Here is a 24,940-nt window from a genome sequence, read left to right on the forward strand (position 1 = left end):
CTAATTTTGTGTACACAAATGATTTACACAAAATTTCCAGACGTGCTATAGTCTCACTAACAGATGCAAAGGGGCGAAATTTCAGTGACAAAACGAAAAGATATTCATTTTCGAATTGAAGAGAAATTACTTGAAAGGTTTGAATCAGCACTCCATTACGAAGGTTTAAAGAAAACAGATGTATTAACACATGCAATCCAACAATTTTGCACAAAGGTGGAATGTGACAAAATGAATGATGTAAAACGTCAATATAACGTTAGCAACCATTTACAAACACGCATCGACACACATACACATTACGAAGAAAAACACGTAGATTTAGATAAGATCGTCATTGAACATTTACACCTTCAAGGGGATGAAAACATATTAGAGGTTGGGTGCGCTAGTGGAAAATTCCTTTCCCTTTTACAAACAAATGGTCATAAAGGCCCATTAACCGGGTTTGATCAATCCGAAGCTATGCTTGCTGAAGCTGCTAAAATAAATAACTTAATAGAATGGAAACGAGGGGACGCTAGTAAACTTCCTTTCGAAACAAATTGTTATGACCTAATAATTGCAAGACATATGTTATACCATGTGAAAGATGTTGAAAAAACAATTCAAGGCTTTTATAAAGTCATTCGTTCTGGCGGAACACTTTTAGCTACAACAAATTCTAAAGTTTCATTACCTCGTATAGTTGAAATGTGTAACAACATGCTTGACGCATTTGATCTACCGAAAACATCACCAGCAGTCTCTCCATTTTGTTTAGAAAATGGTAAAGAGATAGTAGCATCTGCTTTTCAAACGGTTGAAGAAACAGTTATTCATAATGCGCTCGTTTTTGATCATGCTACCCCAATAGTAAACTATATTTCCAGCATGTTTCCATCGTTAAATATACCCGATAATATGTATCTTCAAGCCGAGATGAAAGAATGGCTAACAGAAGAAATCAACAAGGAATTATCTCTCCATAACGGTATATGGCGCGATCCAAAAACGTTAGTAATTTATCGGTGTAAAAAAGAAAAAAGCTAGCATTTGCTAGCTTTTACACGTTTTCTCGTAAAAGTTTCTCCATTACTACATTACCTTTACCACAATAAAAATCTGTATTATGTTTGTCTGCCACTCCAAAATAAGAGGCAATTGCTATTCCAAATGGTACAAATGCATGCCCTTGTGCTGTAATAATATTTGAGTGTTGCACAACTTCTTCATACACGAAATTTTCTACTGGAAAACAATCGAATTTTTGATAATCTATAGTCGCAGTATAAGAAATCTCTTTAAATAACCCTGCTTTTGCTAGCGCATACGGTCCAGCACAAATTGCCGCCACTAATTTTTCTTGTTCATGAAATTGACGAATGATTGAAAAAAGAGGTTTTGCATCTTCCAACTGTACTTCTTCTCCACCTGGAATAAGTATCCCCTCATACTCATCTACACGTACTTCACTTACTTCTATATGTGGCTGCACTTGCAACCCAGTTTCACTTATAACCAATTCATTCGTTAAGCCCGCTGTAATGATTTCATATTTATTTTTCAGCAATGCCGTCGCTACTGTTATTTCAAACTCTGCAAATGTTGAGTATACAAATAAAAGTATTTTTTTCATAGCCCTCTCTCCTTTAACCAGTCCATAAAATATACCTCTAAATCGTCCACTGTTAATCTATTCGTGTCCACATAAGTTACAGGAAATTGTTTATACCAGTCTTTTTCAGTTTCTACTAATTTAAATTGCTCCTCAAACGTACTTCTGTTTCTTGTTCTATCATTATTTTTTCTATCATATACATTCTTTTTCGTAACATCTAAGTAAAAAATCACATCCGAACGGCATTCTCTTAATTTATATAATTCATCTTTCAATTCAGTTTCTATATCCCACTCTTCTCCTATAATCGTTGGATAAAAGAGTGTAAAAAACTCAATGTCTTCTGGTCCGCGATCAAAAATTACGACTGAATCTTTCACATTTTGAAACTCCTTTATTTTTGCTTCCATAAACATTTTTTGATTCATAATAAACCCTACTTTTGAATTCATATCTAAATTCAATTTTTTTCGCTTCTCTACAATTGGATATGGATTTTCATATATAACTCGAAACCCTCTCTTTTCTAACCTTTTTGCTAATGTTGTTTTTCCGCTAGCCATCGGCCCTTGCAGTGAAATTACGTATGTCACACCTCTCATTCCCTTACACTTTAGTACACCTATAATATACAGAATCTTGAAAACTCTCAACATTATATATATCATCTTGTTTCTTATTCTTATCTAACTTATAATGAAAAATAGAGATTATGACGGACGCATCAATAATGTAAGCTTGGAAATCCAAGCTTACATTATTTTTTGCTTTCCCTTTTCTAATAAAAAGAGTATACTAGATTAGAACGTATGTTCTTAATAATTACATACAGTAAGGAGATAGAACAATGGTATACGACACAAAAGCAATTTCTTGGAATGAATCTTTAAAACAACTTCAACGCCGCTATACAAACAAACAAGTTGACCGAAAAGAATTTGAGGATATTGAACTGATGGAATTCTTCCGCGATAACGACTACATTTCTTTACCTACACACATAAGCGGCCTATCAAAAACACGTTTTACTTCTTACTCTATTTTCACAACTGAAGATAAAGATCGTAAAGTTGGCACATTAATCATTGAATATGTAGAAGATGATAATAATAATTTACATGTGGAACAACTATACTTTGTTTAAATGATAACGCTTGGTCAAAATGACCAAGCGTTCTTGCTTTCTATGAATCTCACTGTATATAATATGAATAAAAGAAAACCGCTATCATTAAGGGGGGATATGCTTGCTCGAAGGATGGTTCAGTTGGTTCATTGTATTATGGACGGTTATTTTATTAGGGCTTATGTCTATCGGTGGATACTTTATGTTCAGAAAATTTTTAAAACGTTTACCAAAAGAAGACGGCATGTCCATTTTGGATTGGGAAGAACACTACATAAATAAAACGAGACATTTATGGGCTGACGAACAAAAACAATTGTTAGAAGAGCTTGTAAGTCCTGTTCCAGAACTATTTCGCGATGTTGCAAAATCAAAGATTGCTGGAAAAATCGGGGAACTTGCATTACAAGAAAATGCCTCTCAAATTACACAAGACTTACTTATTAAAGGATATATCATTGCCACACCAAAGCGTGATCATAAATTTTTAATTAAAAAACTACAAGAAAAAAAGATTGATTATTCTAACTATCGATCTTTACTCGCAAAGTAACTTCATATTATTTTCGATAAAAAAGACAGCGCCTTTGACGCTGTCTTTTTATTTGGTACATATACAGTTTTTAAGTTAGCTTCATATCTTTTTCATTATAAAAACCATCTTCTTTTTCCATTTCCTTCTGTAATTTCGTAAAGGAACGATACATTGCAATTCTCCATGACACAATCATCGCGAACGCAAGTAAAAAGAACATGCCACTAAGTTGTCCTAAATCAAGAGATTGGCTTAAGTATGTTTTAAATACAATCCGCACTACAAGTAATCCAATTAATATAAAAACAAAGGCTTTTGAACGCTTCAAATAAATCTCTTGTCCTCTAATTTCAAATTTAGATGTTTTAATAAGAAAAATAGAGAAAAACAAACCGACGCCAATTGCTTCTAACATTTCCGCTGGAGTTAATCGAAATTCAGGAAAAACATACATCAATGCTCCCGTGCTCATAAAAAATGGCGGAAGTATAATTTTTTTCAATGTTGCAGGTTTCTTAGCTGCTTTTAAACGAATAAACATCGCACCGACAGCCATACAAACAGCAACGATACTTGATAAAAGAACTATGTTCATATTTTCTCATCCTTTTTTGTGGCTATATGCAAAATATACTTTCATTATATGCTTTTCCGTTAGTATTTCCAACATTTTCGCAGAATAATACTAAAAACCGGTAAAACCACCAAATAAACTTGAGAAATATACGATAATTTTCGTCATCCAGTTAAAGTATAGGAAGACCCCCATAACAATCATAATATATCCTCCGACTTTCATGAAGGCCATACTATTTCTTTTAATCCAAGACATTTTCGTAATAAAGAATGACAGTACGAAAAACGGGATAGCAAATCCAAGTATGTAAGCAATCATGTAAATCATTGCTGATTCTGGGTTTGTTGCTGCTAATCCAATTACAGACACTAGAATTGGTCCGGTACATGGCGTCCACCCTGCTGCAAAGGCTAATCCAATTAGTACTGATCCAAAATAGCCACTTGGACGATTTTTAAATGTAAATTTACGGTCTTGCATTAAAAATTTCGGCTTAAACACCCCAACAATAATTAAGCCGAACACGATGATAAATATACCACCTAACTGTCTGATTAAATCTTTATAGTCAGTAAAGATTCCTCCAATAAAACTTGTACCAAATCCAATTGCAATAAATATAATTGAAAATCCAAGTAAGAAAAACGCTGTATGTATCATACTTCTTTTGCGAAGCATTGCATTTTCTTCTTTCAATTCAGAAACCGACATACCTGTTATGTACGATAAAAATGCCGGATAAAGCGGTAAGCAACATGGGGAAATAAATGATAAGAACCCGGCGCCAAACGCTAAAAAAATACTAATATCTTGCATCATTCCACTCCTCTCCCTAAATATTGTAACAAAAACACATAAAAATACTATGAACAATTCGTGAAATCACTTTTACAACGTGGCAATAAGAAAAACCGTACTTCCTCACAGTTTCTAATAAAACGTTTTCATTTCCTTCTATTATATAGAAAAAACTCAAATGGATTATGAAACTCCTTTAATTGTCACTACCATAACAAAGGTAACATAGTTTCTCAAATAATTAGCACGTTACTAGTACGTCTATATACATATTGGTTTAAAAAATATTTTTTTCAAATGCTAGCTCTATACAATGCAAAGTTGATTTTATAATACTTCTACTATTAATAATTTCAAGATTATGCATAAATATCATACTTTTATTATTATTCTATAAAATGTCATACTTTTCTTTCATTTGACCCTTTATTTCTAATTTTGTATACTTCCCTCTAGTTATATATTTTCGATACGGAACAACTTCATATAGATGGGAGGAATTTTTCATGCTTCGTTATTCTCTTTTAGTTTTATTAGGAGCGTGTAGTTATGGAATTTTAGCTATTTTTGTTAAGCTTGCATATGCAGAAGGATTTTCACTTGGAGAGGTAATTGGCAGCCAATATTTGTTCGGTTGGATTATTTTGCTTGCTATTACACTTCTATTTTCTAGACATCGCGTTCCTTTAAAGCAAGCATTACTTTTATTCGTTGCAGGAACATCTGCAAGTTTTACCGGGATTTTTTATTATGCTTCATTAAAAACTGTACCAGCTTCTATTGCAATTATTCTTTTATTCCAATTCGTTTGGGTCGGAATTATCATTGAAGCAGTCGCAACAAAAACATTACCTTCAAGAGAAAAAGTTATTTCTGTTATTTTCTTACTTGTAGGGACATTTTTATCAAGTGGTTTACTTGAACAATCAGTAGGTGCTTTCGATACGACTGGGGTCATTTTAGGTTTATTATCTGCTGTTACATTCGCAACATACATTTTCGTAAGCGGAAAAGTTGCTGTTGAAGTACCTTCATTACCGCGCGGTGTTCTCTTAATGACTGGTGCTTTAACTTTAGTCATGATTGTATTCCCACCAACATTTATTTTTAATGGTGCCATTTCTCAAGGTCTTTGGAAATACGGTTTAGGATTAGGAACATTTAGTATCGTTATTCCATCTATTGCCTTTACAATCGGGATTCCAAAAATCGGTTCTGGCTTAGCGACTATTCTTGGTGCAGCGGAACTACCAGTTACAACAATTATGTCAGTATTCGTTTTAAAAGAGGCTGTACTATCTTCACAATGGTTCGGTGTATCACTTATATTAATTGGGATTGCAATCCCGCAAATTGCATACGCAATGCGTGGACGTTATCGTAAACATCATACGCATAAAAAAGTCGCAGCATAAAGTGAAACTTTAATTAGTTGAACCAATCGGGCTTTTATGGGATAAACGAGAGAGGATTTTCATTTGAGAATCCTCTCTTTTATTGTTGTATACTTATGATAAATATTTTGCTGAAGAAAGAAGGCATACTACATGGTATCTATTTCAAATCAACTAAAAGAAAAACTTATTTCCATCCGTCGACATTTACATGAGTATCCAGAACTATCATATGAAGAGTTCGAAACAACAAAAGCAATAAAAAATTGGTTAGAAGAAAAAAACATTACTATCATTGATTCCAATTTAGAAACAGGAATTATCGCTGAAGTGTCTGGTAATAAAAACGGACCAATTGTAGCAGTTCGTGCTGATATTGATGCCCTTCCTATTCAAGAAGAAACACATTTGTCCTATGCATCTAGAGTACGAGGGAAAATGCATGCTTGTGGACACGATTTTCATACAGCTGCCATTTTAGGTACTGCTTTCTTATTAAAAGAAAGAGAATCTTCCCTAAATGGAACGGTTCGCTTCATATTCCAACCAGCTGAAGAAAGTAGTAATGGCGCTTGCAAAGTTATTGATGCTGGACATTTACGTAATGTGCAAGCGATTTTCGGCATGCATAATAAACCTGATTTACCAGTAGGTACAATTGGCATTAAAGATGGTCCACTGATGGCTGGAGTTGATCGATTTGAAATTGAAATTCACGGAGTTGGTACACACGCGGCTGTACCAGATGCTGGCGTAGATCCTATTGTCGCATCCTCTCAAATTGTGATGGCACTGCAAACAATTGTAAGCCGAAATATAAGTTCATCTCATAATGCGGTTGTTAGTGTTACAAATATTCACGCAGGAAATACGTGGAACGTGATTCCTGAAAAAGCTACGTTAGAAGGAACGATTCGCACGTTCCAAGCTGAAACACGTGAAAAGATTCCAGCACTCATGGAGCGTATTATTAAAGGTGTATCTGATGCATTAGGTGTAAAAACGAAATTCCGTTTTTATTCAGGCCCTCCTGCTGTTCACAACGATAAAGCTCTTACAGACTTATCTATTCAAGTTGCCACAAAGATGAATCTTAATATCATCTCGCCTAGTCTATCAATGGCTGGAGAAGATTTCTCATTTTACCAACAGGAAATACCAGGTTCATTCGTCTTTATGGGAACGAGCGGTACACATGAATGGCATCATCCTGCTTTTACAATTAATGAAGAGGCACTGCCTATAAGTGCAGAATACTTTGCTTTACTAGCCGAAAGAGCACTTAAACAATTCTCATAAAAAAAGCCGTTCAAAGTGCATCTCAGCACCCTGAACGGCTTTTCTTATTAAGTTAAATCACGTTTTAAAAACACAGTATATGAAATACATAAAAATACGAACAAATAAAGTAGCAACATACATGATGCAAACGGGAATGTTACTCCATCAATAAAACTTCCGTTCTTTGAAATACTATATAAATCTGTGTTTGCTGGCAATAAATATTTCGCCCAGTTATATCTAGTGGCTGCTAATAACGCAATATTGCCTGATAAAGCAAGGAATAGTGAAATACCAATTGCACCTCCACTAGATCTCGTTAACACAGAAATCATAAATGCAAACGATGCGTACACAACCGTTGGTAACCACGATAAAACATAATATTTACTTGCTTCTACAAAAATGTTTTGTTTTATTATATTTCCATCTTGGAAAATAAACTCACTCCATGCAGGCTGTTGGAATTTATAAATAACAAGTCCACATAAAGCGGAGAAGATCATATTAAATATAAATAATAAAGCTGCAAATATAACGATTGCTAAAAATTTTGCTGTTAAAATTTTAAAGCGACTCGCTGGTCGTATCGTTAAAAATTTATATGTTCCCCAGCTATATTCATTCGCAAAAATTGTACTTGCATACACGAGGATAAATGGGAGCAAAATTGGAAATACGATAAAACCTGTATCTCTCATGAAAGAAAGTGGAGAACTGCTTGCCGGTGCTGTATCCGTATCTAAATGCTTCATCTTAAGCTGGTATTCTTTTACAAGCTCATCCCCTGATTTTTCTGCTAAAATAGCTTCTTTTTTCATGCCAAGCTTTTTCTCAATTTCTACAGTTCGTTCTGTATAATCTACTTTCCATCCTTTTGTTTCCGGTTCAAAATACTTTACCGTAACCCATCCTAATCCGATTATTAATACTGCAATAACTGCAAATGGAATAATCGTTCGCTTCCGCTTAAATATTTTATACAGTTCGTTATATACTAAATTAAACAATATCTTTTCCCCCTGTTAATTCTAAAAATTGCTCTTCTAACGTTTTTCTTTCTTCATATACACGATACACTTGAATATTTTTCTCAAGCAATGTACGAATAACATTTGGGATTTCTTCATCTTTTACATTAATAAGTAATTCATTATCTTTTACTAAAACATCATGCCCTAATATTTCTGCTGCTTTATTCGCATCATCTACACGTATACGGATCGTCTCCATCTCTTCGCTTTGGCTATGCTGAATATTTTGCGTAGCCACATATTCCCCGTGCTGAATAATGATAACTCTGTCACACATTAATTCAACTTCTGAAAGTAAGTGACTTGATACAAGTACAGCTTTTCCTTGTTCATGTGCAATTTTTTTTATGTACATTCTCATTTCATGTATTCCACTAGGGTCTAATCCATTTGTCGGTTCATCTAGTATCAACACGTCTGGATCGTGAATAAGTGCCTGAGCGATTCCTAAACGTTGTCTCATGCCGAGTGAATACGCTTTTACTTTGCGATCAATTACTTGTCCCATCCCTAACAATTTCACTACTTCATCGATACGTTCTTCGGTCACATTACCATTCATTCGTCCGAAATATGTTAAATTTTCATAGCCGCTCAAAAAAGGATAAAATTCAGGTGTCTCAATTACCGCTCCAATTTTCGCAGCTGTTTTTTCGAATTGCTGTTTCACAGATTGACCATCAATCCATACTTCACCTTCTGTCATACGGATCATACCAACCATCATTCTCATTAAAGTCGTTTTTCCAGCACCGTTTGGTCCGAGTAAACCGACAACCTCGCCTTTTTTCACTTCAAAACTAATATTTTGTACAAGTGTCTTTGATCCGATTCGCTTCGTTAACCGATCGACTTTTACAATTGATTGTTCATTTGTCATTCTATACAACCTTTCCTTCCCATTCTTTGTCAGGTCTTTTCACTGTAACATGATTATTTTTATGTGTAAAATGGAAAAAGGCATGATTTCTCATGCCTTTTTCTTGAAATGCAACGAATTTTTATCTTGTAAACTTTGAACAAATCGAAAACATTGCACCATCGATAATAGAAGGATAACAATCATAATTATACTCACTACTACTATTGCATATATTGTAATCGGTGCACTATTTATCCCTTGTATTCCTGCTATTCTTATAAAGATAATCGTAAATAATTTTAAAAATAACATCCCATTAACTAATCCAAAAACAAACGCTGCTCCATAAATGAATAATTGCTCCTGACATAATAAACATAGTACATCATTTCTCTTCCTATTCTCTGCTACATAAGATTTAACTTCTTCTTTCTTCACTTGCAAAAGAGAATAAGTCATTTTATATGTAATAAACGTACATATGAAAATGACTACGATAAACAACGTGTAAAAACACATTTGAAATAAAAGCGTAGTCCCTAATTCCCCAGCAACTACTTCATTAAATTGTAACGATATCATAAAAAACAAAATCATAGTACTCATAGCAATCCACATAAATTGCTTCATCCTTTTGGTAGCAAATGTTCTAATATTTTTTCTCGCTAACCGACATAAAGACATAAAATTCTTCCCCTACCTTATTACATACGCATTCTATACTACTAGTGTATAAAAATATGACATTTTAAACATCGCACTACAATCGGAATTTCTTCTAAGTCTTTAGTCCTAGAAAACGAAATGATAAAAAATCACATTTAGAATATAATTGTAAAAAGGAGGAGATTGCATGCGTATAAAATTACTATCAATCTTGTGTTTATTATTACTCCCAAGTTGTAGCCAAATAAAAAACAATGAAGTTGCCATTGTTGAGCCATACAAATTAACAAAAGAGCAAGCTTCTATTTTACAAATGACTCCTTTTCAAGAAGGAAATAGCATGTTTTATAACGTTACGCTTAAAAATGATAAAGATGAAATAAATGCTACAATTGATTATTATAACAATGGTAAAAAAACAAAAGAAATTGCTAATATAGCTACCTCACATTTTTCAAAAAAGAAAGTAAAGCTTTCTTTTTTACCACCACATTTCCAATTCAATAAAGATATACAAGAAAAAAGGCAGTGGTATATGAATATTGAAGGTGGTTCAACGCTTGTTCATGAAGAAGCACCACCAAGCGTAAATAGCTCCGCAACTACTACAATCCAATCTATAAAAAATTTAAAATACAATCAAAAAACAATTTTAGCTGCTGTAATCCAAACAAGTAAAGAAACTGTAAGCGTCCCTACAATTGACGAAGACAAAGGTATTGATTTACTCTTAAAAGAAAATGAACACGTTTATCTATTTAGTATCGAGCTAAAAAAAGAACAATAAAGCGGAAATGCAACTTAAGTTGCATTTCCGCTTTATTGTTTAACAAGGTGTACTTTTATAAATCTGAATTAACTCCATTTTCTGTTACTACTATTACTCATCTTCTACTTCTATTCTTTTCTTCTCTCTTGCAATTTTTAAAAACTCTAGTAGCTCTGGATTACTATTCATTTTTTTGTAAGCCACTGACATTTCTGCCACAAAATTAGAATCATATAATTCTTTATATACAACTTCTGTTTTATATAACTTATTTGCCGATACGGGTATTACTGTAATTCCAATCCCTGCTGCTACAAGCCCCATAACTGTTTGATACTCTGTTGCTTCTTGTACAATACGTGGACTAAATCCTACTTCTCTGCAAAGAGATAAAATTGTATCATACAAAGCTGGCCATACTGGTCTCGTAATAAATACAAACGGCTCATCTCGTAAATCTTCTATATGTATTTCATCTTTCTCTGCAAGTGGATGTGCCTTTGGTAAACATAAGGTGCAAGATAACCTTTGAATTGGCTCTAATTCTAATAATTGTGTTGGAATTGGTGGACGTAAAAAGCCAATATCAATACGGTTATCATGAAGTGCATGAACTTGATCTGGTGTTGACAATTCATGTAATGCAACAGACACTCTCGGAAATTTCTTTCTATATTCCCTAACAATTGATGGTAAAATATCATATATCGCCGCACCTACAAAACCAATTGAAAGTGATCCTACTTCTCCCCTTTGCGCACTTTGTGCAACTTCTACTGCTTTTTCAATTTGTTCAAACGCTTTTTTTACTTCTTTTAAAAACATTTCTCCTGCTTCTGTTAGTTCAACCTTTCTTTTCGTTCTTGAAAATAATGTAACTCCCATTTCTTTTTCTAATTGCTGTATTTGTTGACTAAGTGGTGGTTGTGTCATTTGTAAACGAGCAGCTGCCCGTCCAAAGTGTAACTCTTCTGCCACAACAACAAAATATTGCAAATGCCGTAATTCCATTTTTGGACACCCTTTTCACTTTCGATTAATATGTCTAATATATTAATAACATATAATTTATATATTAGACAAATATTTTGAATGAACGTATAGTAGAAATTGTTAATTCTTTTTTACAATTTTTATGTAAAAAAAGAAAGAGGTGGTTACTGTATGAAATGGTGGAAGTTAAGCGGACAAATTTTATTACTATTTTGTTTCGCTTGGACAGGTGAATGGATTGCAAAACAGGCACACCTCCCAGTTCCAGGAAGTATAATCGGTATTTTTTTATTATTAATTTCATTAAAATTTAACCTAGTTAAAAAAGAATGGATACAGGACGGAGCAGATTTTTTATTAAAAGAACTTATTTTATTTTTCATCCCTTCTGCAGTCGCTGTCATACGTTACAGAGATACACTAACACAATATGGAATCGATCTCATTTTAATTATTATGATTAGCACTCTTTGCGTTACCTTAGTTACAGGACTTTTAACAGAATTGCTACTAAAGCGGAAAGGATCAACGCAATGATCGGATTTCTTTGTTTACTATTAACACTATTCACATATTGGATATCAAAAAAAATGTATCAACGTTGGAATTGGAGTCTACTTTCTCCTCTTCTCGTCTGTCCCATTATTTTAATTGCTTTATTGCTCGGATTAGATACACCTTATGAAACATATGAATCTGGTGGTCACTGGTTAACTGAATTATTAAAGCCCGCAACAGTTGCTTTTGCATGGCCAATCTATAAATATTTTGATTTATTAAAGAAACATGGAATGGCTATCTTACTTAATGTCATTGTCGGTTCGTTTTTATCAGTCATTACTTCAGCACTACTAGCAAATTATTTTCAAATTGATTCATCACTAGAACATAGTTTAGCGCCACATATCGTAACAACACCAATCGCAATGGCTATTTCAGAAATGATTGGTGGCATGTCACAATTAACTGCTGTATTTGTCGTTTTAACTGCCTTAACAGGAGCATTGCTCGGTCCTTCTCTCATACGTATTTGCCGTATTAAAACAGCAATCGCAAAAGGTATTATGTTAGGAACGAGCGCAAATGGAACCGGTACATCAAAAGCATTCGAAATCGGTCCTGTGGAAGGAACAATCGCAAGTTTATCCATGCTTTTAACAGCAGGCGCTAGTTTAGTTATCGTTCCGCTTTTCTTGTCTTGGATACATTAAAGAAGCAAGTATTTACATACTTGCTTCTTTATCTATATATTGGCACAGCAATTCATAATCCTCTGGAAAAGCTAAACACAATTGTTCAACTTCATGTATCCCTTTCCAAGCAATTTCATGTATTAACTCATCAGGATCTTGGATTTTCATATTACCGCCTATTTGTTTAACAAAATAATAATGGACATACACTGGAACACCGTATGTAATACCCTCTTTTTCATATATTTTATTTACAACTTCCACATTGTAACCTGTTTCTTCCCAAACTTCCCTAATACAACATTCTTCTAGTGTCTCTCCCTTTTCAAGTCCTCCACTTGGGACAGACCACCTTTTTTCTTCTCCCTCTTTGCCCTGCAATACCATTAAAACTTCATTTTTTTCATTTACACATACCGCTGCACTACCTATCCATCTCTCCATAAACATCCCTCCCCTACTAAAATTCGCCTTCTTTATTATTTTCCCCTTGAAAAAAAAGGAAAATAATAAAACAATGACGAAAAGTTACATCAACTTCATAGACAATCCCTTCTTAGAAATTAAAACTGGAAGGATGAAAATATGATTTCTAATTATGTTGTGGAATGTGTCTTTTGTGAAGAAAATCGAAAACCTCGCCAAGCTATTGTCACAGTTCCCGCCACTACTCAGCTACTAGCCCTTGAAAAAGTGCGCGCGGAATGCAAACGTCGCTTCGGAAAAACTGTATTATTGCAAACAGAAATTAAAGAAGAAATAATTTTCGAACAAAAAGAAAGCTGACCATAAATTGGTCAGCTTTCATATCCGATCATATTTTCACATGAAGATTAGGGGCATCCTCTTTAAGGATCGGGATTTTCCCATTATGTACGTTCCATAATGGTCATCGAACAATATATTTCTATGCAATTAACTATTGAATAGAATAGGGCAAAACTTGTTCGCATTTTTAGAAAAGGGATAGGGATATAATTCAAGTAGTACTTCGAATACTCGAACTTTACACTCATAATATTAAAACAAATCCTTTTATATGGGAAATATGAATTACCTATATAATTCATTCGTAAAATATATTAATAGTTTGCTATATTAATTTTATCCCGCTATTTGTAAGCAGTAACCCCCTACTTATTATAATTTCACCTTATTCCATCAATAGCATACATCCAGCTAAAACCGGTGTCATAATCATCGAAAACCTCAAAAGCATTCGCGGTGCATAATTTGTAAACTTCGCGCCAATATATGCCCCTAACATGGTCCCAATTAATACTTGCAATAACAATATATAATCTAAATATCCTTCCGAACTATATCCTAGCCCGCCTCCAATTGCAATCGGTAATATAACAAGCATCGTTGTCCCTACAGATTGCTGAATCGTTAGTCTCAATAAAACCATTAATCCAAGCTGAATAAACGGTGCAGAACCAATCCCAAATGAACCAGCCATCATTCCAGTAACTAATCCAAGGCATATACATTTCAACAAGTAGTTCATGGAAAACTCTTTATGCTTATATAAAGATAACTGTTCTTTGTTTTGGAACATAATTAATTTAATAAACATAAAAATTGCCGATAAAAATAACATCCCAGCTGTAAACCAATGAAGAAGATGTGCTGGTATAAGTGAACCAAATTTAGAACCAATATAAGAGCCAATTGCGCCAAATCCTCCAACAATCCCGCCTATAATAAATGCAACATTGCCTTCACGGTAATGACTGACAACACCTGATAATGTCGTAAATGCCATTGCAGTTAAAGATGTTGCAAGAGCAACATGAATAGGAATATGAAATACTAAAGTGAGTATCGCGATAATAAACCCAGCTCCTCCAGCTCCAACAAATCCTAATAAAATACCCATTACTAACATTGTTATAATAATTGCCACAGACTTTCCCTCCAGTAACACAATTATCCATCATATTTATCCTTACATACAAATAAAAAGCATCCTAGACGGATGCTTTTTATTTCAAAAATATGTACTTAATCTTGATTAATCAAAATAACCGCTGGACCAGCGACCACTACTCCAGCTACTTCTATTTTTTCAAATTCTTTTACTGTAATAGATATAACTCCTTCTCTTTCCATCAATTCTTTACTCAGGACATCAGTCGGGATTGCTTTCACCGTCTTACCTCCTTTTCATTTATACAATATGATAAAGTAAAACTTTAATGAGTGGGGTTTTTGTCCGTACTTATTAATTATTACCCCTCACCAATCGGACTAATAATCACCCAATGCATCTATATATATGCATCACCTCCGCTTTCATTCCTTATTCCACTCAAAAACCTTCTCCCCCTTCCGTGACATATTGAAAAATAAAAAAGAAGCTATAACATATAGCTTCCCTCTACGTTTCTTTAATCTTTATGCACCGTATATTCCATGACTTTTCCATCTCTATCAAATTGGAAAACAAGCTGTTCGCTATCTATTGGAATAAAGCCACGTTCAGTCCCAAGATAATACAAAGTGGTAACTCCTTCTTCCCCACTTCTCGTTTCCATTGGAGCTCCTAACAATTGTGTAATTTCTTCATTTGATTTCCCTATTAATTTATATTTTTGTAATAGATCATCTACCATATATACCCGCTTATCTGCATGATTTAACCATCTATTTTGATTAAACTTTGATGTATATTCATTTACACTTAGTTGTACAGTGCACACTATTAATGGTATGAGTGCTACTATTAAAACCCCCAACATTTGCTTCTTTTCTTCATTACGATTTTTAGAAACATATAAAATAGCCCTTTGAATCATGACTAATAAAACAAATGGTATGAATACTACAAAAATGCTCCTTACACTTAAGGGTATATGGACCATATCAATGACGAATATAAATAGAATGTACATTACTATATACAAACAAAAAGAGACATACAAAATGCCACGTAGCATAGCGTTCAGAAAGATCTCCCCTTTTAACTCACTATATAATTCATCCGGCTAATCATTTCTCGAATCTGTTCTAATTCTTGCACTGTATATACTACTTTCCCTGCTAAGATTTCATTTCTGAAGAACATTACAATTTGCTCCTGATTTTTTAATCTAGGTGTTTCCTCACTAGAAAGGTCTACTATTTCTTTTCCATTTTTATTATAAAAATATACAACTGGTTTTACTTTTTCTTTTATACTATTAGCCTGCATTTCTTTCAAACCACTGTATAAAATTTGAGATAGTTTCTTCGCCCTATATACTGGATTCCCTTCATTTTTCACTTGTATAGTTGACGAATCTTTACCTACTATATATTCAAATGTCTCTTCTTTTTCAACTTCTTGTTGATACTTACCCATTTCATCAATCATAAATGAATATATACCAGCATTTTCTTTCGTTAAACCATGAATTAATTTCTCTTCCCATTCTTTCGTCTCAAGTAGATAAATACCAGTTTTGCACAAGATGAGATGATGGATTCGATTATCGTTTATTTCACTATTATTTTTAATAAAAACATTCGGCATGATTTGAATTTCAGCATCTAATATGATGCCTTGCTCTATGAATCCTCGCTTCATATAATGCAATGTTTCGTACGTATTCATTTCAGCACCGTTTTTAGTATATTCTCGTAGATTTGCAATTAATTTTTGAAACATATGTATTTCGTTATTATGTTTATTTTGCATTTCACTACGTTCTTTACTATGCTGCACAGCTAATTGATTTTTCATCATACGCATATTTTCAATTTCTCTATTTGCACTTACTTGTAAATCATTGTATTTTTTCTGTTCCATATTTTTTAAATTATTTTGTTGTTCTTTATGCTCTATCACCGTAGCTGCAATTTCATTTTTATACGTTTCAATCGCTTGTTTCTTTTCAAATTCTACTTGCTGACTCTCTGATTCTAACTGTTTATTTTTATAAAACAGCACAAATACTACAGCTAATAATATTAAAACCGCACCTATTAGCACATAATTCATATTTTTACCCCTTTATTTCATTTTCGATTATTTTTTATAAATATATCTATTATAGTATACTATGGTTTCGATATAGACTTTGTAAAAGTTGTATATTTTTAATAAAAGGCACCTCTGACGGGGCACCTTTTATTTTCACTCTATTGTACACCATACTGAATATAACTTGGATCGTAGTATATCCATTGATTTGTCCCTAAGCAAAGCCATCCATCTTGCTTACTCCATACTCGATACGATTCACCATGATGTAACTGTCTTATAACATTTCCATTTAATGATGGAGCATCACGCAAATTTACATTATCACCAGTAATAGTCGCCACATAATGTTTATACTGAATATAACTCGGATCATTATATACCCACTGATTTGTCCCTAAACAAAGCCATCCATCTTGTTCTCCCCAAACTTCATATGTTTCGCCACGATTCAATTGGCGAATTACACTAGACTGCAAAGATGGTCCACTTCTCAAATTCACATTATCTCCATTAATTATAGCAACCCCGTACACTGGAGTTGCATTATTAGGCGGGGAAACATTACCTCCACCACTTGCTCCATTCCCTTTTAAAGCTTCTAATGAAACTGCAGCTGATACATCACAATTTCCTACGCCTGAAATTTGTCCAGAATCTGTGTACTGCCACGCTGTCCACGCTGTCCATCCACCAGCATCAGCAGGCGGTGTACTCGAGTATTTAGCAATCCAAAGCGGTATATCACTTAATCCGCTAATTCCGAACTCATTAATATACCAAACTCCTGTATATAACATTACATCTTTTCCAGTAGCCTGTTTCACATAATTTATGAAGCTTCTTGCCCAATTCGATATAGCGTTACCAGTTAAATTACTGTTACTCGGATCTGTTGGTGATTCTAAATCCAGAACTGGCATTAAGTCTGTCTGGTTATTTTGTAATATACTCACAAAATATTTTGCCTCTGAAATTGCATCATTTTGTTCTGGGCGTGCAAAATGGTATGCACCAATTAATACATTCGCATTTCGTGCTGCTTGTACATTCTTAGTAAAAGTAGGATCAATGTAGTTTACACCTTCTGTCGCTTTTGCATACGCTGCTGGAATTCCAGATGCCTTCACTGCATTCCAATCAATATTCCCTTCCCAATGAGACACATCAATAAACGTAACATTTGAACTTGATCTGTTTTGCATATAAAATCTCCTATCATTTTTTTACTTCGTATACATACAATATGTACAAGTTTCATAAGAGGACACGACATTTATGCTATAGAAACAAAGAGTAAACATATTTTGTATACAAAATAAAAAAGACCTTGTATTACAAGGCCTTTTGCAAACTCACTTTATTTTGTAGCAAATACATATTATAATACAAACCTTGCTCACTTAATAATTCTTGATGTGTCCCTCTCTCTACTATCTCTCCATCATGCATCACAAAAATTTGATCCGCATCTTGAATTGTAGATAACCTATGCGCAATGGCTATCGTCGTTCTACCTTTTCGCATTTGTTGCAACGCTGTTTGAATAGCCTCTTCTGTTTCTGTATCGATATTAGCTGTTGCTTCATCTAATACTAATACTTTCGGATTCGTTGCTATCGTTCTAGCAAAAGCAATTAATTGTCGTTGACCGCTTGAAAATGCTGCACCTCTTTCTACTACTTCTGTTTCATACTGTTTTGGTAACTTTTCAATAAACGTATTCGCTTGCACAAATCGAGCAGCTTCTTTTACTTCTTCATCCGTAATTTCTTCATTATACATACGAATATTTTGCTTTACATTTCCAGCAAATAAAAATGCATCTTGCAATACGAGTCCTATTTTCTTTCTAATTTCTCGTTCTTCAAATTTTTCTAAATCTACACCGTCTATTACAATATTTCCTGACTTAATATTATAAAATCGCATTAACAAATTCATAATCGTACTTTTTCCGCTACCAGTATGCCCAACAAAAGCAACCGTTTGCCCTTGTTTCACGTGAAATGATACATTTTTTAAAACGTCACGCTTTCCATCATATGAAAAAGTAACATTTTTAAATTCAATATCTCCATCCACGATTTGAGGATTCTCATTGCCTTTTTGAACCGGTGCTAAATCTTTCTCGTCCATTAAATGAAATACACGTGATGACGAAACAAGTGCCTGTTGGAAGAAGGACAATTTCATCATCATCTCATTTACAGGTTGGAAGAAACGATGTATATAGTTAACAAAAGCATATAAAACTCCTACTTCAACAGGGCTCTTTAAAGCATCAATCCCAAATAAACCTAGTACTAACGCAATAGCTACAATATGTACTAAATCCGTAGCTGGTCGTAAAAGTAATGCGTCTAACTTCAAAGTACGTCGCCCTGCACTATAATGTTTATTATTCACTTCTTCAAACTCTTTTCTCATACGTTTTTCTTGTCTGAACACTTGAACAATATTCATTCCTTGTATGGACTCGTTCAACTTTGCATTTAACACGCTTAGTTGATTACGTACTTCTAAATAAAAAGCTGCACTTTTCCGGCGATATAATACCATAATCGCAAACATTATCGGAATTAATACGAGAGAAAATAGCGCTAATTTTACATCTAATAAAAACATCGCTACTAAAATACCTACTAAAAAGACTACATTTTTTACAAATGTTGATAATACACTGACATAAAAATCTTTAATCGCTTCCGTATCATTTGTTATACGCGATACAAGTGTACCAATCGGCGTACGATCAAAGAAACTTAATGACAGCTTTTGAACATGTTCATATACTTCAACTCGCATATCTTGAACAATCTTAAAAGCAATGTTCTGAAAGTACAATAGATTTAAATACGTAAATAGTACTTTTAATAAATGAGCAACTATGTAAATTACAAATAAAGTAACGAGCGCTGATCGTTCAAAATCCCGCGGTACTAGATGTTCATCGAGGAATTGTTTAATTAAAAAAGGACCCATCATTTCCGTTACTGTCGCACCAACTAAAAAGATAAATGCTAAAGATAGTAACCCTTTATATGGCTTCATATAGGAAAGCAATCTACTTAAATCACTTCGCTTCTTCTCTACCATCATACGCCTCCTTTCTCGACTAAAGCTTCTAATTGCTGGCTTTCATACATTTCCTTATACCAGCCGTTTTCCTTCATTAATTCCTCATGTGTACCTCTTTGTACAATTCTACCTTCATCAACAACAAGAATAAGATTGGCATGCTGAATTGCACTTAATCGGTGTGCAGTAATAATCGTCGTTTTCCCTGCTCTCTCCCTCTTTAAGGCACTTAAAATCGTCTCTTCTGTTTTTGCATCTACCGCTGATAAACAATCATCCAAAATTAAAATTTCAGCATTTGTTAATAAAGCACGAGCAATAGAGATTCGCTGTTTTTGACCACCAGATAACGAAACACCTCTTTCCCCTACTACTGTTTCATATCCTTCTGAAAATTGGAGGATGTCATTATGAATACAAGCAATCTCTGCAGCTTGGGTAATTTCATTATATGTAGCATCCGCCTTTCCAAAGGCAATATTCTCACCAACACTTGCTGAAAATAAAAAATGATCTTGCGGCACGTATGAAATGGCAGAACGGACACCATGAAGTGTCATATCTCGAATATCTCGCTCCCCAATTTTTAATTCACCATTAAAATGATCATACTCACGGATTAAACATTTTAATAAAGTCGTTTTCCCTGCGCCTGTACGTCCTACAACTCCTAGCGTTTCACCCTTCTTCAAATCAAAGTGAATATCGTTTAAATGTAACAATTCATTTTTCTTATACGAAAATGAATCAACGGCAAACGAAACATTACCGCTCGCTATTGTATGTACAGCATTTTCGCTATTTACTACATCTGATTTTTGTGAAAGAATTTTTTCTACACGGTCATATGAAGCACGCCCACGCTCCATAATATTGAATAACCATCCAAACGCTAACATTGGCCAAACGAGGGTACCTAAATATGTCGTAAATGTAACGAGATCACCTACTGTTAATTCACCTCTTACAACTAATACCGATCCGTAACATACTGCGATTAAAAAAGAAAATCCAACGATAAGAGAGATTGTCGGATCAAATAACGAATCAATACGTGCAACTAACACATTTTTATGTACAACATCTTCTGATTTTCTTCGAAACGCCTGTAAATCTTCTTTCTCTTGTCCAAGCGAGCGAATCACTTTCATTCCACTCATACTCTCTTGCACTTTATCATTGATTTCCGAAAACGATTGCTGTGCTTTATGAAACCTTTTATGTAATAAAGTTCCATAATAATTTGTCGAAATAGCTACAATCGGCATTGGAATTAAACTTAATAATGTTAACTTCCAACTAATTGTAAAACCCATCGCTACGAGTACACATCCTCCGACAGCTAATGAGTCAACAAGCGTCAAAACACCTGCTCCAGCAGTTTGCTGGATCGCTTGAATATCATTGGTCGCATGTGCCATTAAATCACCTGTTCGATTTGACTGATAGAAAGATGGACTCATCTTTGTAAAATGTTCATACAAATTTTTTCGTAATTGGCGAGCTAATTTTAATGAAGACCCGAAAATCATAATACGCCATATGTAACGTAATATGTACATCGTAATACCTACAATTACTAATAGTACAACCCATTTTAGTAACTTATCGGTCGTCAATGTTCCATCATTAATTTCATCTACAACGATTCCAATTACTTTTGGTGCTACAAGTTCTAAAAGTGCAACGCCAAACAATAAAATAATTCCAGTTATGTACGCTCGTTTTTCTTGTTTAAAAAACCACGCTAAATTCATAAACACTTTCATTTTTTTCCTCCTCCCTTAAAATGAGCGATGTTTTCAGTTTACCAAAAATACAGAATTTTTAAAAGTTTTAAAAACTATAACTAACAAAAAGAAAGACACTCTTAGCGAGTGTCTTTTAGCGCTTATTTCATTTGTTGCTTGTTCATTGCGCTCATCATTTGATTGATTTTCTTTTGGGAAGGTTTTTGTCCCATTTGCATCATCATCATTTTTAACATTTGTTCGTTAATTGGTGGATTTTTTTGTAAGTAATTCATCATGTATTTGCGGGCAATGAAAAATCCTAACGCCACGCCTGCTACTAGTGCTACTACGCCCACTAGAATACCTAACCAAATTGGCATATATTTTCCTCCTTCATGTTGTCTACCTTACAGTGTACTAAAACCTTTTCAATAAGACAAGATACAATTCGACATTTTTTACACATATGTTCGTACTTGTTTTAGAGGATTCAGCCATCCGTACTTTGTATTTTCATAATCCATAGCTAAAAATGTTAATTCACACTTTCTTAACACCTCAAAGAACGTCGTTTCCATAGAGACATTTCCAGAGGTATTCATACGAATATAGTGCGGTTTCACCATTATTTCGCCGTACTCCGCTCCCGTATAAAGTGTATGTGTATGATGTGTTCTATCATATTTACCAAGAACGCGCAAAGCTTGTTCTAATTTATGATGAATTTTCATTACTTGCAATGGCATCGTTATATACATCATTTGCTTATATAACACTTTTTTCTCCGAAAGGGACCCAGATTCTGAAAATCGAGCAAATAAATCAAAAAACAAATATTCACGACCAAAATAAGCTTTCGCAATATCCTCTTGAATTAAATACAATTCATACGTTTTCATTTTTCCACTCCCAATCTGGACAACCTTTTCTCTTCATTATATATAAGAAAATTTGCAATGATTGTCTGACTGCGGAGAGATAAAAAACTTTTTCTGTCGAAAAAACTCATTTACATAGAAAAACCTCTCCATGCCGGAGAGATTTTTCTGAAATCATTAAAGCATTTCTTTTACTTTACGAACAACGTTCTCTACAGTAAATCCATACTCTTCCATAATCTTCTCACCAGGAGCAGAAGCACCGAATGTATCGATACCTAACACATCTCCTTCAAGACCTACGTAACGGTGCCATCCGAATGTAGCACCCATTTCGATTGCGAAACGTTTTGTTACTGCTTTTGGTAATACAGATTCTTTGTACTCTGCAGTTTGAGCTTCGAAGCGATCCATAGATGGCATGCTGACAACAGCTGCGTCAACGCCGTCTACTGCTAATGCTTTTTGAGCTTCAACAGCTAGGCTTACTTCAGATCCAGTTGCAAGTAAGATTACATCAGCCGTTTCTTTCTTGCTTGCAGAAACTACATATGCACCTTTTGCTACTTTTTCATACGTATCATCTTTTGCACCTTCTAATGTTGGAAGGTCTTGACGAGTTAATACTAAAGCAGTTGGTTTGTTTGTAGATTCTAAAGCTAGTCTCCAAGCTGCAACAGATTCGTTACCATCAGCAGGACGAATAACAGAAACGTTTGGCATTGCACGAAGCGCTGCTAATTGCTCGATTGGTTCATGTGTTGGACCATCTTCACCAACAGCGATACTGTCATGTGTGAATACATACGTTACTGGCAATTGCATTAATGCTGCAAGGCGAATTGCTGGACGTAAGTAATCAGAGAATACGAAGAACGTACCACCGTAAGTTTTTAAACCACCATGTAGTGCAATACCGTTCATTGCTGCACCCATTGCGAACTCACGTACACCGTACCAAATGTTTTTACCGCTGTAATCATCTCTTGTAAAGTCTTTTTCGTTATTCATGTATGTTTTGTTAGAACCAGCAAGGTCAGCAGATCCACCGAAGAATGATGGTACAGACTCTGCAATTGCATTAATTACAGCACCAGAAGAATTACGAGTTGCTGCTTTTGATCCTAATTCATAAGTCGGTAAGTTTTGCTCCCAACCTTCTGGAAGTTGACCGTTCATTGCTGCTTGGAATTCGTTTGCTAATTCTGGGTATGCTTGTGCATATTCACCTAGCATCGTGTTCCACTCAGCTTGCGCAGTTTCACCAACATCTTGTACTGTTTTACGGAAGTTGTCATATACTTCTTCTGCTACGTGGAAGTCTTGCTCAGCAGTCCAAGCATATGCTTCTTTCGTTAATTTTGTTTCTTCTACACCAAGTGGAGAACCATGTGAAGCTGATTTTCCTGATTTGTTTGGAGAACCGAAACCAATTGTCGTTCTTACTTCAATTAGCGTTGGGCGTTTTTCGTCAGCTTTCGCTTCTTCAATTGCTTTCGCGATTGCTTCAATATCGTTTCCATCCTCAACACGGATTACTTGCCATCCGTATGCTTTGTAACGATCTTCTACACTTTCAGAGAATGAACGATTTAAATCGCCATCTAATGAAATATCGTTTGAATCGTAAAGCACAACAAGACGACCTAATTGTAAATGAGCAGCTAATGAAGATGCTTCAGCAGAAACGCCCTCCATTAAATCTCCATCACCACAAATAGCGTATGTATAATGATCTACTACATTATACGCATCACGGTTATATTTAGCAGCTAAATGTCTTTCAGCCATTGCCATACCTACAGCAGTTGCAATACCTTGTCCAAGTGGACCAGTCGTTGCATCTACACCAGCTGTATGACCGTACTCAGGATGTCCTGGAGTTTTGCTTCCCCATTGACGGAAGTTCTTTAAGTCATCCATTGTTACATCATAACCAGATAGGTGAAGTAGACTGTATAATAACATTGAACCATGACCTGCAGATAATACGAAACGATCACGGTTAAACCACGTTGGGTTATTTGGATTGTGTTTCATAAATTGAGTCCATAATGTATAAGCCATTGGTGCTGCACCCATTGGCATTCCTGGGTGACCAGAGTTTGCTTTTTCAATCGCATCGATGGATAATGTGCGAATCGTGTTGATAGAAAGTTGTTCGATTGAATGTGACATGCTATTCTTCCCTTCGCTTATATTAGTAAACGTTTTATACATTTATATGATAGCTTCCCACGCAAGATTATACAACATGTATCGACAAATATGTTGATATTTTTTTGATTTTTTATAAAAAAATCAATGTTTCCGGGAATGTATGGGCATTCAATATGACATACTTTTTCATTATTTTTATTTTAAAAAGAAAGGGAATTATCTGTATATTTATACAAATTCCTTCTATACTTACTTTTTTAAATAAGTTTTTAAAAACATAAAAAAGCATCTAA

Annotated in this window: 29 protein-coding genes; 9 read left to right on the forward strand and 20 right to left on the reverse strand. The window is 34.4% G+C overall.

Annotation, left to right across the window (positions count from 1 at the left end):
• Nucleotides 1–84: 84 nt before the first annotated feature.
• Complete coding sequence (locus DN399_RS17870) at nucleotides 85–1,032, forward strand: class I SAM-dependent methyltransferase (RefSeq protein ID WP_000166760.1); 948 nt, start codon at nucleotides 85–87, stop codon at nucleotides 1,030–1,032.
• A 13-nt stretch (nucleotides 1,033–1,045) separates the two neighbouring features.
• Here DN399_RS17870 and DN399_RS17875 read toward each other — a convergent pair whose 3' ends face one another.
• A complete protein-coding gene (locus DN399_RS17875) occupies nucleotides 1,046–1,618 on the reverse strand; it encodes a DJ-1/PfpI family protein (RefSeq protein WP_000722233.1) in 573 nt (190 codons plus the stop codon).
• Complete coding sequence (locus DN399_RS17880; protein WP_002024590.1) at nucleotides 1,615–2,202, reverse strand: AAA family ATPase; 588 nt, start codon at nucleotides 2,200–2,202, stop codon at nucleotides 1,615–1,617. The genes DN399_RS17875 and DN399_RS17880 overlap by 4 nt, the downstream gene beginning before the upstream one ends.
• A gap of 245 nt (nucleotides 2,203–2,447) precedes the next feature.
• Here DN399_RS17880 and DN399_RS17890 point away from each other — a divergent pair, with 245 nt between their 5' ends.
• Nucleotides 2,448–2,744, forward strand: a complete 297-nt coding sequence (locus DN399_RS17890; RefSeq protein WP_000262401.1) for a hypothetical protein — start codon at nucleotides 2,448–2,450, stop codon at nucleotides 2,742–2,744.
• Nucleotides 2,745–2,847: 103 nt separating this feature from the next.
• The gene (locus DN399_RS17895) at nucleotides 2,848–3,279 is read left to right on the forward strand and encodes a DUF2621 domain-containing protein (protein WP_000889377.1); all 432 of its coding nucleotides are present in this window, start codon (nucleotides 2,848–2,850) and stop codon (nucleotides 3,277–3,279) included.
• Between the two features lie 70 nt (nucleotides 3,280–3,349).
• On the opposite strand, the gene DN399_RS17900 is transcribed toward DN399_RS17895, so the two are convergent.
• From DN399_RS17900 to DN399_RS28660, 3 genes are all read right to left on the reverse strand, one after another.
• A complete protein-coding gene (locus DN399_RS17900) occupies nucleotides 3,350–3,856 on the reverse strand; it encodes a CcdC family protein (protein ID WP_001028439.1) in 507 nt (168 codons plus the stop codon).
• Between the two features lie 90 nt (nucleotides 3,857–3,946).
• Nucleotides 3,947–4,654: a cytochrome c-type biogenesis protein CcdA gene (gene ccdA, locus DN399_RS17905; protein WP_001152676.1), complete on the reverse strand. Its 708-nt coding sequence runs from the start codon at nucleotides 4,652–4,654 to the stop codon at nucleotides 3,947–3,949.
• Nucleotides 4,655–4,670: 16 nt separating this feature from the next.
• Nucleotides 4,671–4,820, reverse strand: coding sequence for a peptidase T (locus DN399_RS28660; RefSeq protein ID WP_071732505.1), 150 nt, complete (start codon nucleotides 4,818–4,820; stop codon nucleotides 4,671–4,673).
• Between the two features lie 322 nt (nucleotides 4,821–5,142).
• Here DN399_RS28660 and DN399_RS17915 point away from each other — a divergent pair, with 322 nt between their 5' ends.
• Together DN399_RS17915 and DN399_RS17920 are read left to right on the forward strand one after the other, a co-directional pair.
• Nucleotides 5,143–6,051 (forward strand): EamA family transporter, encoded by a 909-nt coding sequence (locus DN399_RS17915; RefSeq protein WP_000947046.1) that lies wholly within the window; start codon nucleotides 5,143–5,145, stop codon nucleotides 6,049–6,051.
• 132 nt (nucleotides 6,052–6,183) lie between these two features.
• Nucleotides 6,184–7,329, forward strand: coding sequence for a M20 peptidase aminoacylase family protein (locus tag DN399_RS17920; RefSeq protein WP_006927411.1), 1,146 nt, complete (start codon nucleotides 6,184–6,186; stop codon nucleotides 7,327–7,329).
• 47 nt (nucleotides 7,330–7,376) lie between these two features.
• On the opposite strand, the gene DN399_RS17925 is transcribed toward DN399_RS17920, so the two are convergent.
• The 3 genes from DN399_RS17925 to DN399_RS17935 all read right to left on the reverse strand — a co-directional run bounded on the left by DN399_RS17925 (nucleotide 7,377) and on the right by DN399_RS17935 (nucleotide 9,891).
• Nucleotides 7,377–8,321 carry an ABC transporter permease gene (locus tag DN399_RS17925; RefSeq protein ID WP_000482759.1) on the reverse strand — a complete coding sequence of 315 codons (945 nt, stop codon included), beginning with the start codon at nucleotides 8,319–8,321 and terminating at the stop codon, nucleotides 7,377–7,379.
• Nucleotides 8,314–9,225: an ABC transporter ATP-binding protein gene (locus DN399_RS17930; protein ID WP_000180622.1), complete on the reverse strand. Its 912-nt coding sequence runs from the start codon at nucleotides 9,223–9,225 to the stop codon at nucleotides 8,314–8,316. The genes DN399_RS17925 and DN399_RS17930 overlap by 8 nt, the downstream gene beginning before the upstream one ends.
• 90 nt (nucleotides 9,226–9,315) lie before the next feature.
• The gene (locus DN399_RS17935; protein ID WP_149149874.1) at nucleotides 9,316–9,891 is read right to left on the reverse strand and encodes an FtsX-like permease family protein; all 576 of its coding nucleotides are present in this window, start codon (nucleotides 9,889–9,891) and stop codon (nucleotides 9,316–9,318) included.
• Nucleotides 9,892–10,060: 169 nt separating this feature from the next.
• Between DN399_RS17935 and DN399_RS17940 the strand changes: the two genes are divergently transcribed.
• Nucleotides 10,061–10,660: a histidine kinase gene (locus DN399_RS17940; RefSeq protein ID WP_086412324.1), complete on the forward strand. Its 600-nt coding sequence runs from the start codon at nucleotides 10,061–10,063 to the stop codon at nucleotides 10,658–10,660.
• A gap of 93 nt (nucleotides 10,661–10,753) precedes the next feature.
• Here the strand turns inward: DN399_RS17940 and alsR are convergent, their stop codons facing one another.
• Nucleotides 10,754–11,653 (reverse strand): acetoin biosynthesis transcriptional regulator AlsR, encoded by a 900-nt coding sequence (gene alsR, locus DN399_RS17945; protein ID WP_000423234.1) that lies wholly within the window; start codon nucleotides 11,651–11,653, stop codon nucleotides 10,754–10,756.
• 153 nt (nucleotides 11,654–11,806) lie between these two features.
• On the opposite strand from alsR, the gene DN399_RS17950 reads away from it, so the two are divergent.
• Nucleotides 11,807–12,172 carry a CidA/LrgA family holin-like protein gene (locus DN399_RS17950; RefSeq protein ID WP_000872365.1) on the forward strand — a complete coding sequence of 122 codons (366 nt, stop codon included), beginning with the start codon at nucleotides 11,807–11,809 and terminating at the stop codon, nucleotides 12,170–12,172.
• Nucleotides 12,169–12,846 (forward strand): LrgB family protein, encoded by a 678-nt coding sequence (locus DN399_RS17955; RefSeq protein WP_000578954.1) that lies wholly within the window; start codon nucleotides 12,169–12,171, stop codon nucleotides 12,844–12,846. The genes DN399_RS17950 and DN399_RS17955 overlap by 4 nt, the downstream gene beginning before the upstream one ends.
• A gap of 12 nt (nucleotides 12,847–12,858) precedes the next feature.
• Here the strand turns inward: DN399_RS17955 and DN399_RS17960 are convergent, their stop codons facing one another.
• Nucleotides 12,859–13,272 carry an NUDIX hydrolase gene (locus tag DN399_RS17960; protein ID WP_000442975.1) on the reverse strand — a complete coding sequence of 138 codons (414 nt, stop codon included), beginning with the start codon at nucleotides 13,270–13,272 and terminating at the stop codon, nucleotides 12,859–12,861.
• Between the two features lie 141 nt (nucleotides 13,273–13,413).
• Between DN399_RS17960 and DN399_RS17965 the strand changes: the two genes are divergently transcribed.
• Nucleotides 13,414–13,614, forward strand: coding sequence for a DUF3903 domain-containing protein (locus tag DN399_RS17965; RefSeq protein ID WP_000625226.1), 201 nt, complete (start codon nucleotides 13,414–13,416; stop codon nucleotides 13,612–13,614).
• Nucleotides 13,615–13,981: 367 nt separating this feature from the next.
• Here the strand turns inward: DN399_RS17965 and DN399_RS17970 are convergent, their stop codons facing one another.
• From DN399_RS17970 to tkt, 10 genes are all read right to left on the reverse strand, one after another.
• The gene (locus DN399_RS17970; RefSeq protein ID WP_086412326.1) at nucleotides 13,982–14,737 is read right to left on the reverse strand and encodes a sulfite exporter TauE/SafE family protein; all 756 of its coding nucleotides are present in this window, start codon (nucleotides 14,735–14,737) and stop codon (nucleotides 13,982–13,984) included.
• Nucleotides 14,738–14,835: 98 nt separating this feature from the next.
• A complete protein-coding gene (locus DN399_RS17975) occupies nucleotides 14,836–14,982 on the reverse strand; it encodes a BC1881 family protein (RefSeq protein ID WP_000644411.1) in 147 nt (48 codons plus the stop codon).
• Between the two features lie 239 nt (nucleotides 14,983–15,221).
• The gene (locus tag DN399_RS17980; protein ID WP_016123241.1) at nucleotides 15,222–15,770 is read right to left on the reverse strand and encodes a hypothetical protein; all 549 of its coding nucleotides are present in this window, start codon (nucleotides 15,768–15,770) and stop codon (nucleotides 15,222–15,224) included.
• Between the two features lie 23 nt (nucleotides 15,771–15,793).
• A complete protein-coding gene (locus DN399_RS17985) occupies nucleotides 15,794–16,813 on the reverse strand; it encodes an NERD domain-containing protein (protein ID WP_149149875.1) in 1,020 nt (339 codons plus the stop codon).
• A gap of 140 nt (nucleotides 16,814–16,953) precedes the next feature.
• Complete coding sequence (locus tag DN399_RS17990; protein ID WP_078384606.1) at nucleotides 16,954–18,000, reverse strand: GH25 family lysozyme; 1,047 nt, start codon at nucleotides 17,998–18,000, stop codon at nucleotides 16,954–16,956.
• Nucleotides 18,001–18,130: 130 nt separating this feature from the next.
• The gene (locus DN399_RS17995) at nucleotides 18,131–19,894 is read right to left on the reverse strand and encodes an ABC transporter ATP-binding protein (protein ID WP_000229520.1); all 1,764 of its coding nucleotides are present in this window, start codon (nucleotides 19,892–19,894) and stop codon (nucleotides 18,131–18,133) included.
• Complete coding sequence (locus DN399_RS18000) at nucleotides 19,894–21,645, reverse strand: ABC transporter ATP-binding protein (protein ID WP_149149876.1); 1,752 nt, start codon at nucleotides 21,643–21,645, stop codon at nucleotides 19,894–19,896. Before DN399_RS18000 ends, DN399_RS17995 begins: the two co-directional genes overlap by 1 nt.
• Before the next feature lie 122 nt (nucleotides 21,646–21,767).
• A complete protein-coding gene (locus DN399_RS18005; RefSeq protein ID WP_001123317.1) occupies nucleotides 21,768–21,989 on the reverse strand; it encodes a YneF family protein in 222 nt (73 codons plus the stop codon).
• 78 nt (nucleotides 21,990–22,067) lie between these two features.
• Nucleotides 22,068–22,508, reverse strand: a complete 441-nt coding sequence (gene sirA / locus DN399_RS18010; protein ID WP_000860645.1) for a sporulation inhibitor of replication protein SirA — start codon at nucleotides 22,506–22,508, stop codon at nucleotides 22,068–22,070.
• A 156-nt stretch (nucleotides 22,509–22,664) separates the two neighbouring features.
• Nucleotides 22,665–24,665, reverse strand: a complete 2,001-nt coding sequence (gene tkt / locus DN399_RS18015) for a transketolase (RefSeq protein ID WP_000019766.1) — start codon at nucleotides 24,663–24,665, stop codon at nucleotides 22,665–22,667.
• Nucleotides 24,666–24,940: the final 275 nt, after the last annotated feature.

Origin of the sequence: Bacillus sp. AR4-2, assembly GCF_008274865.1 — a bacterium.
Lineage (GTDB): Bacteria > Bacillota > Bacilli > Bacillales > Bacillaceae_G > Bacillus_A > Bacillus_A cereus.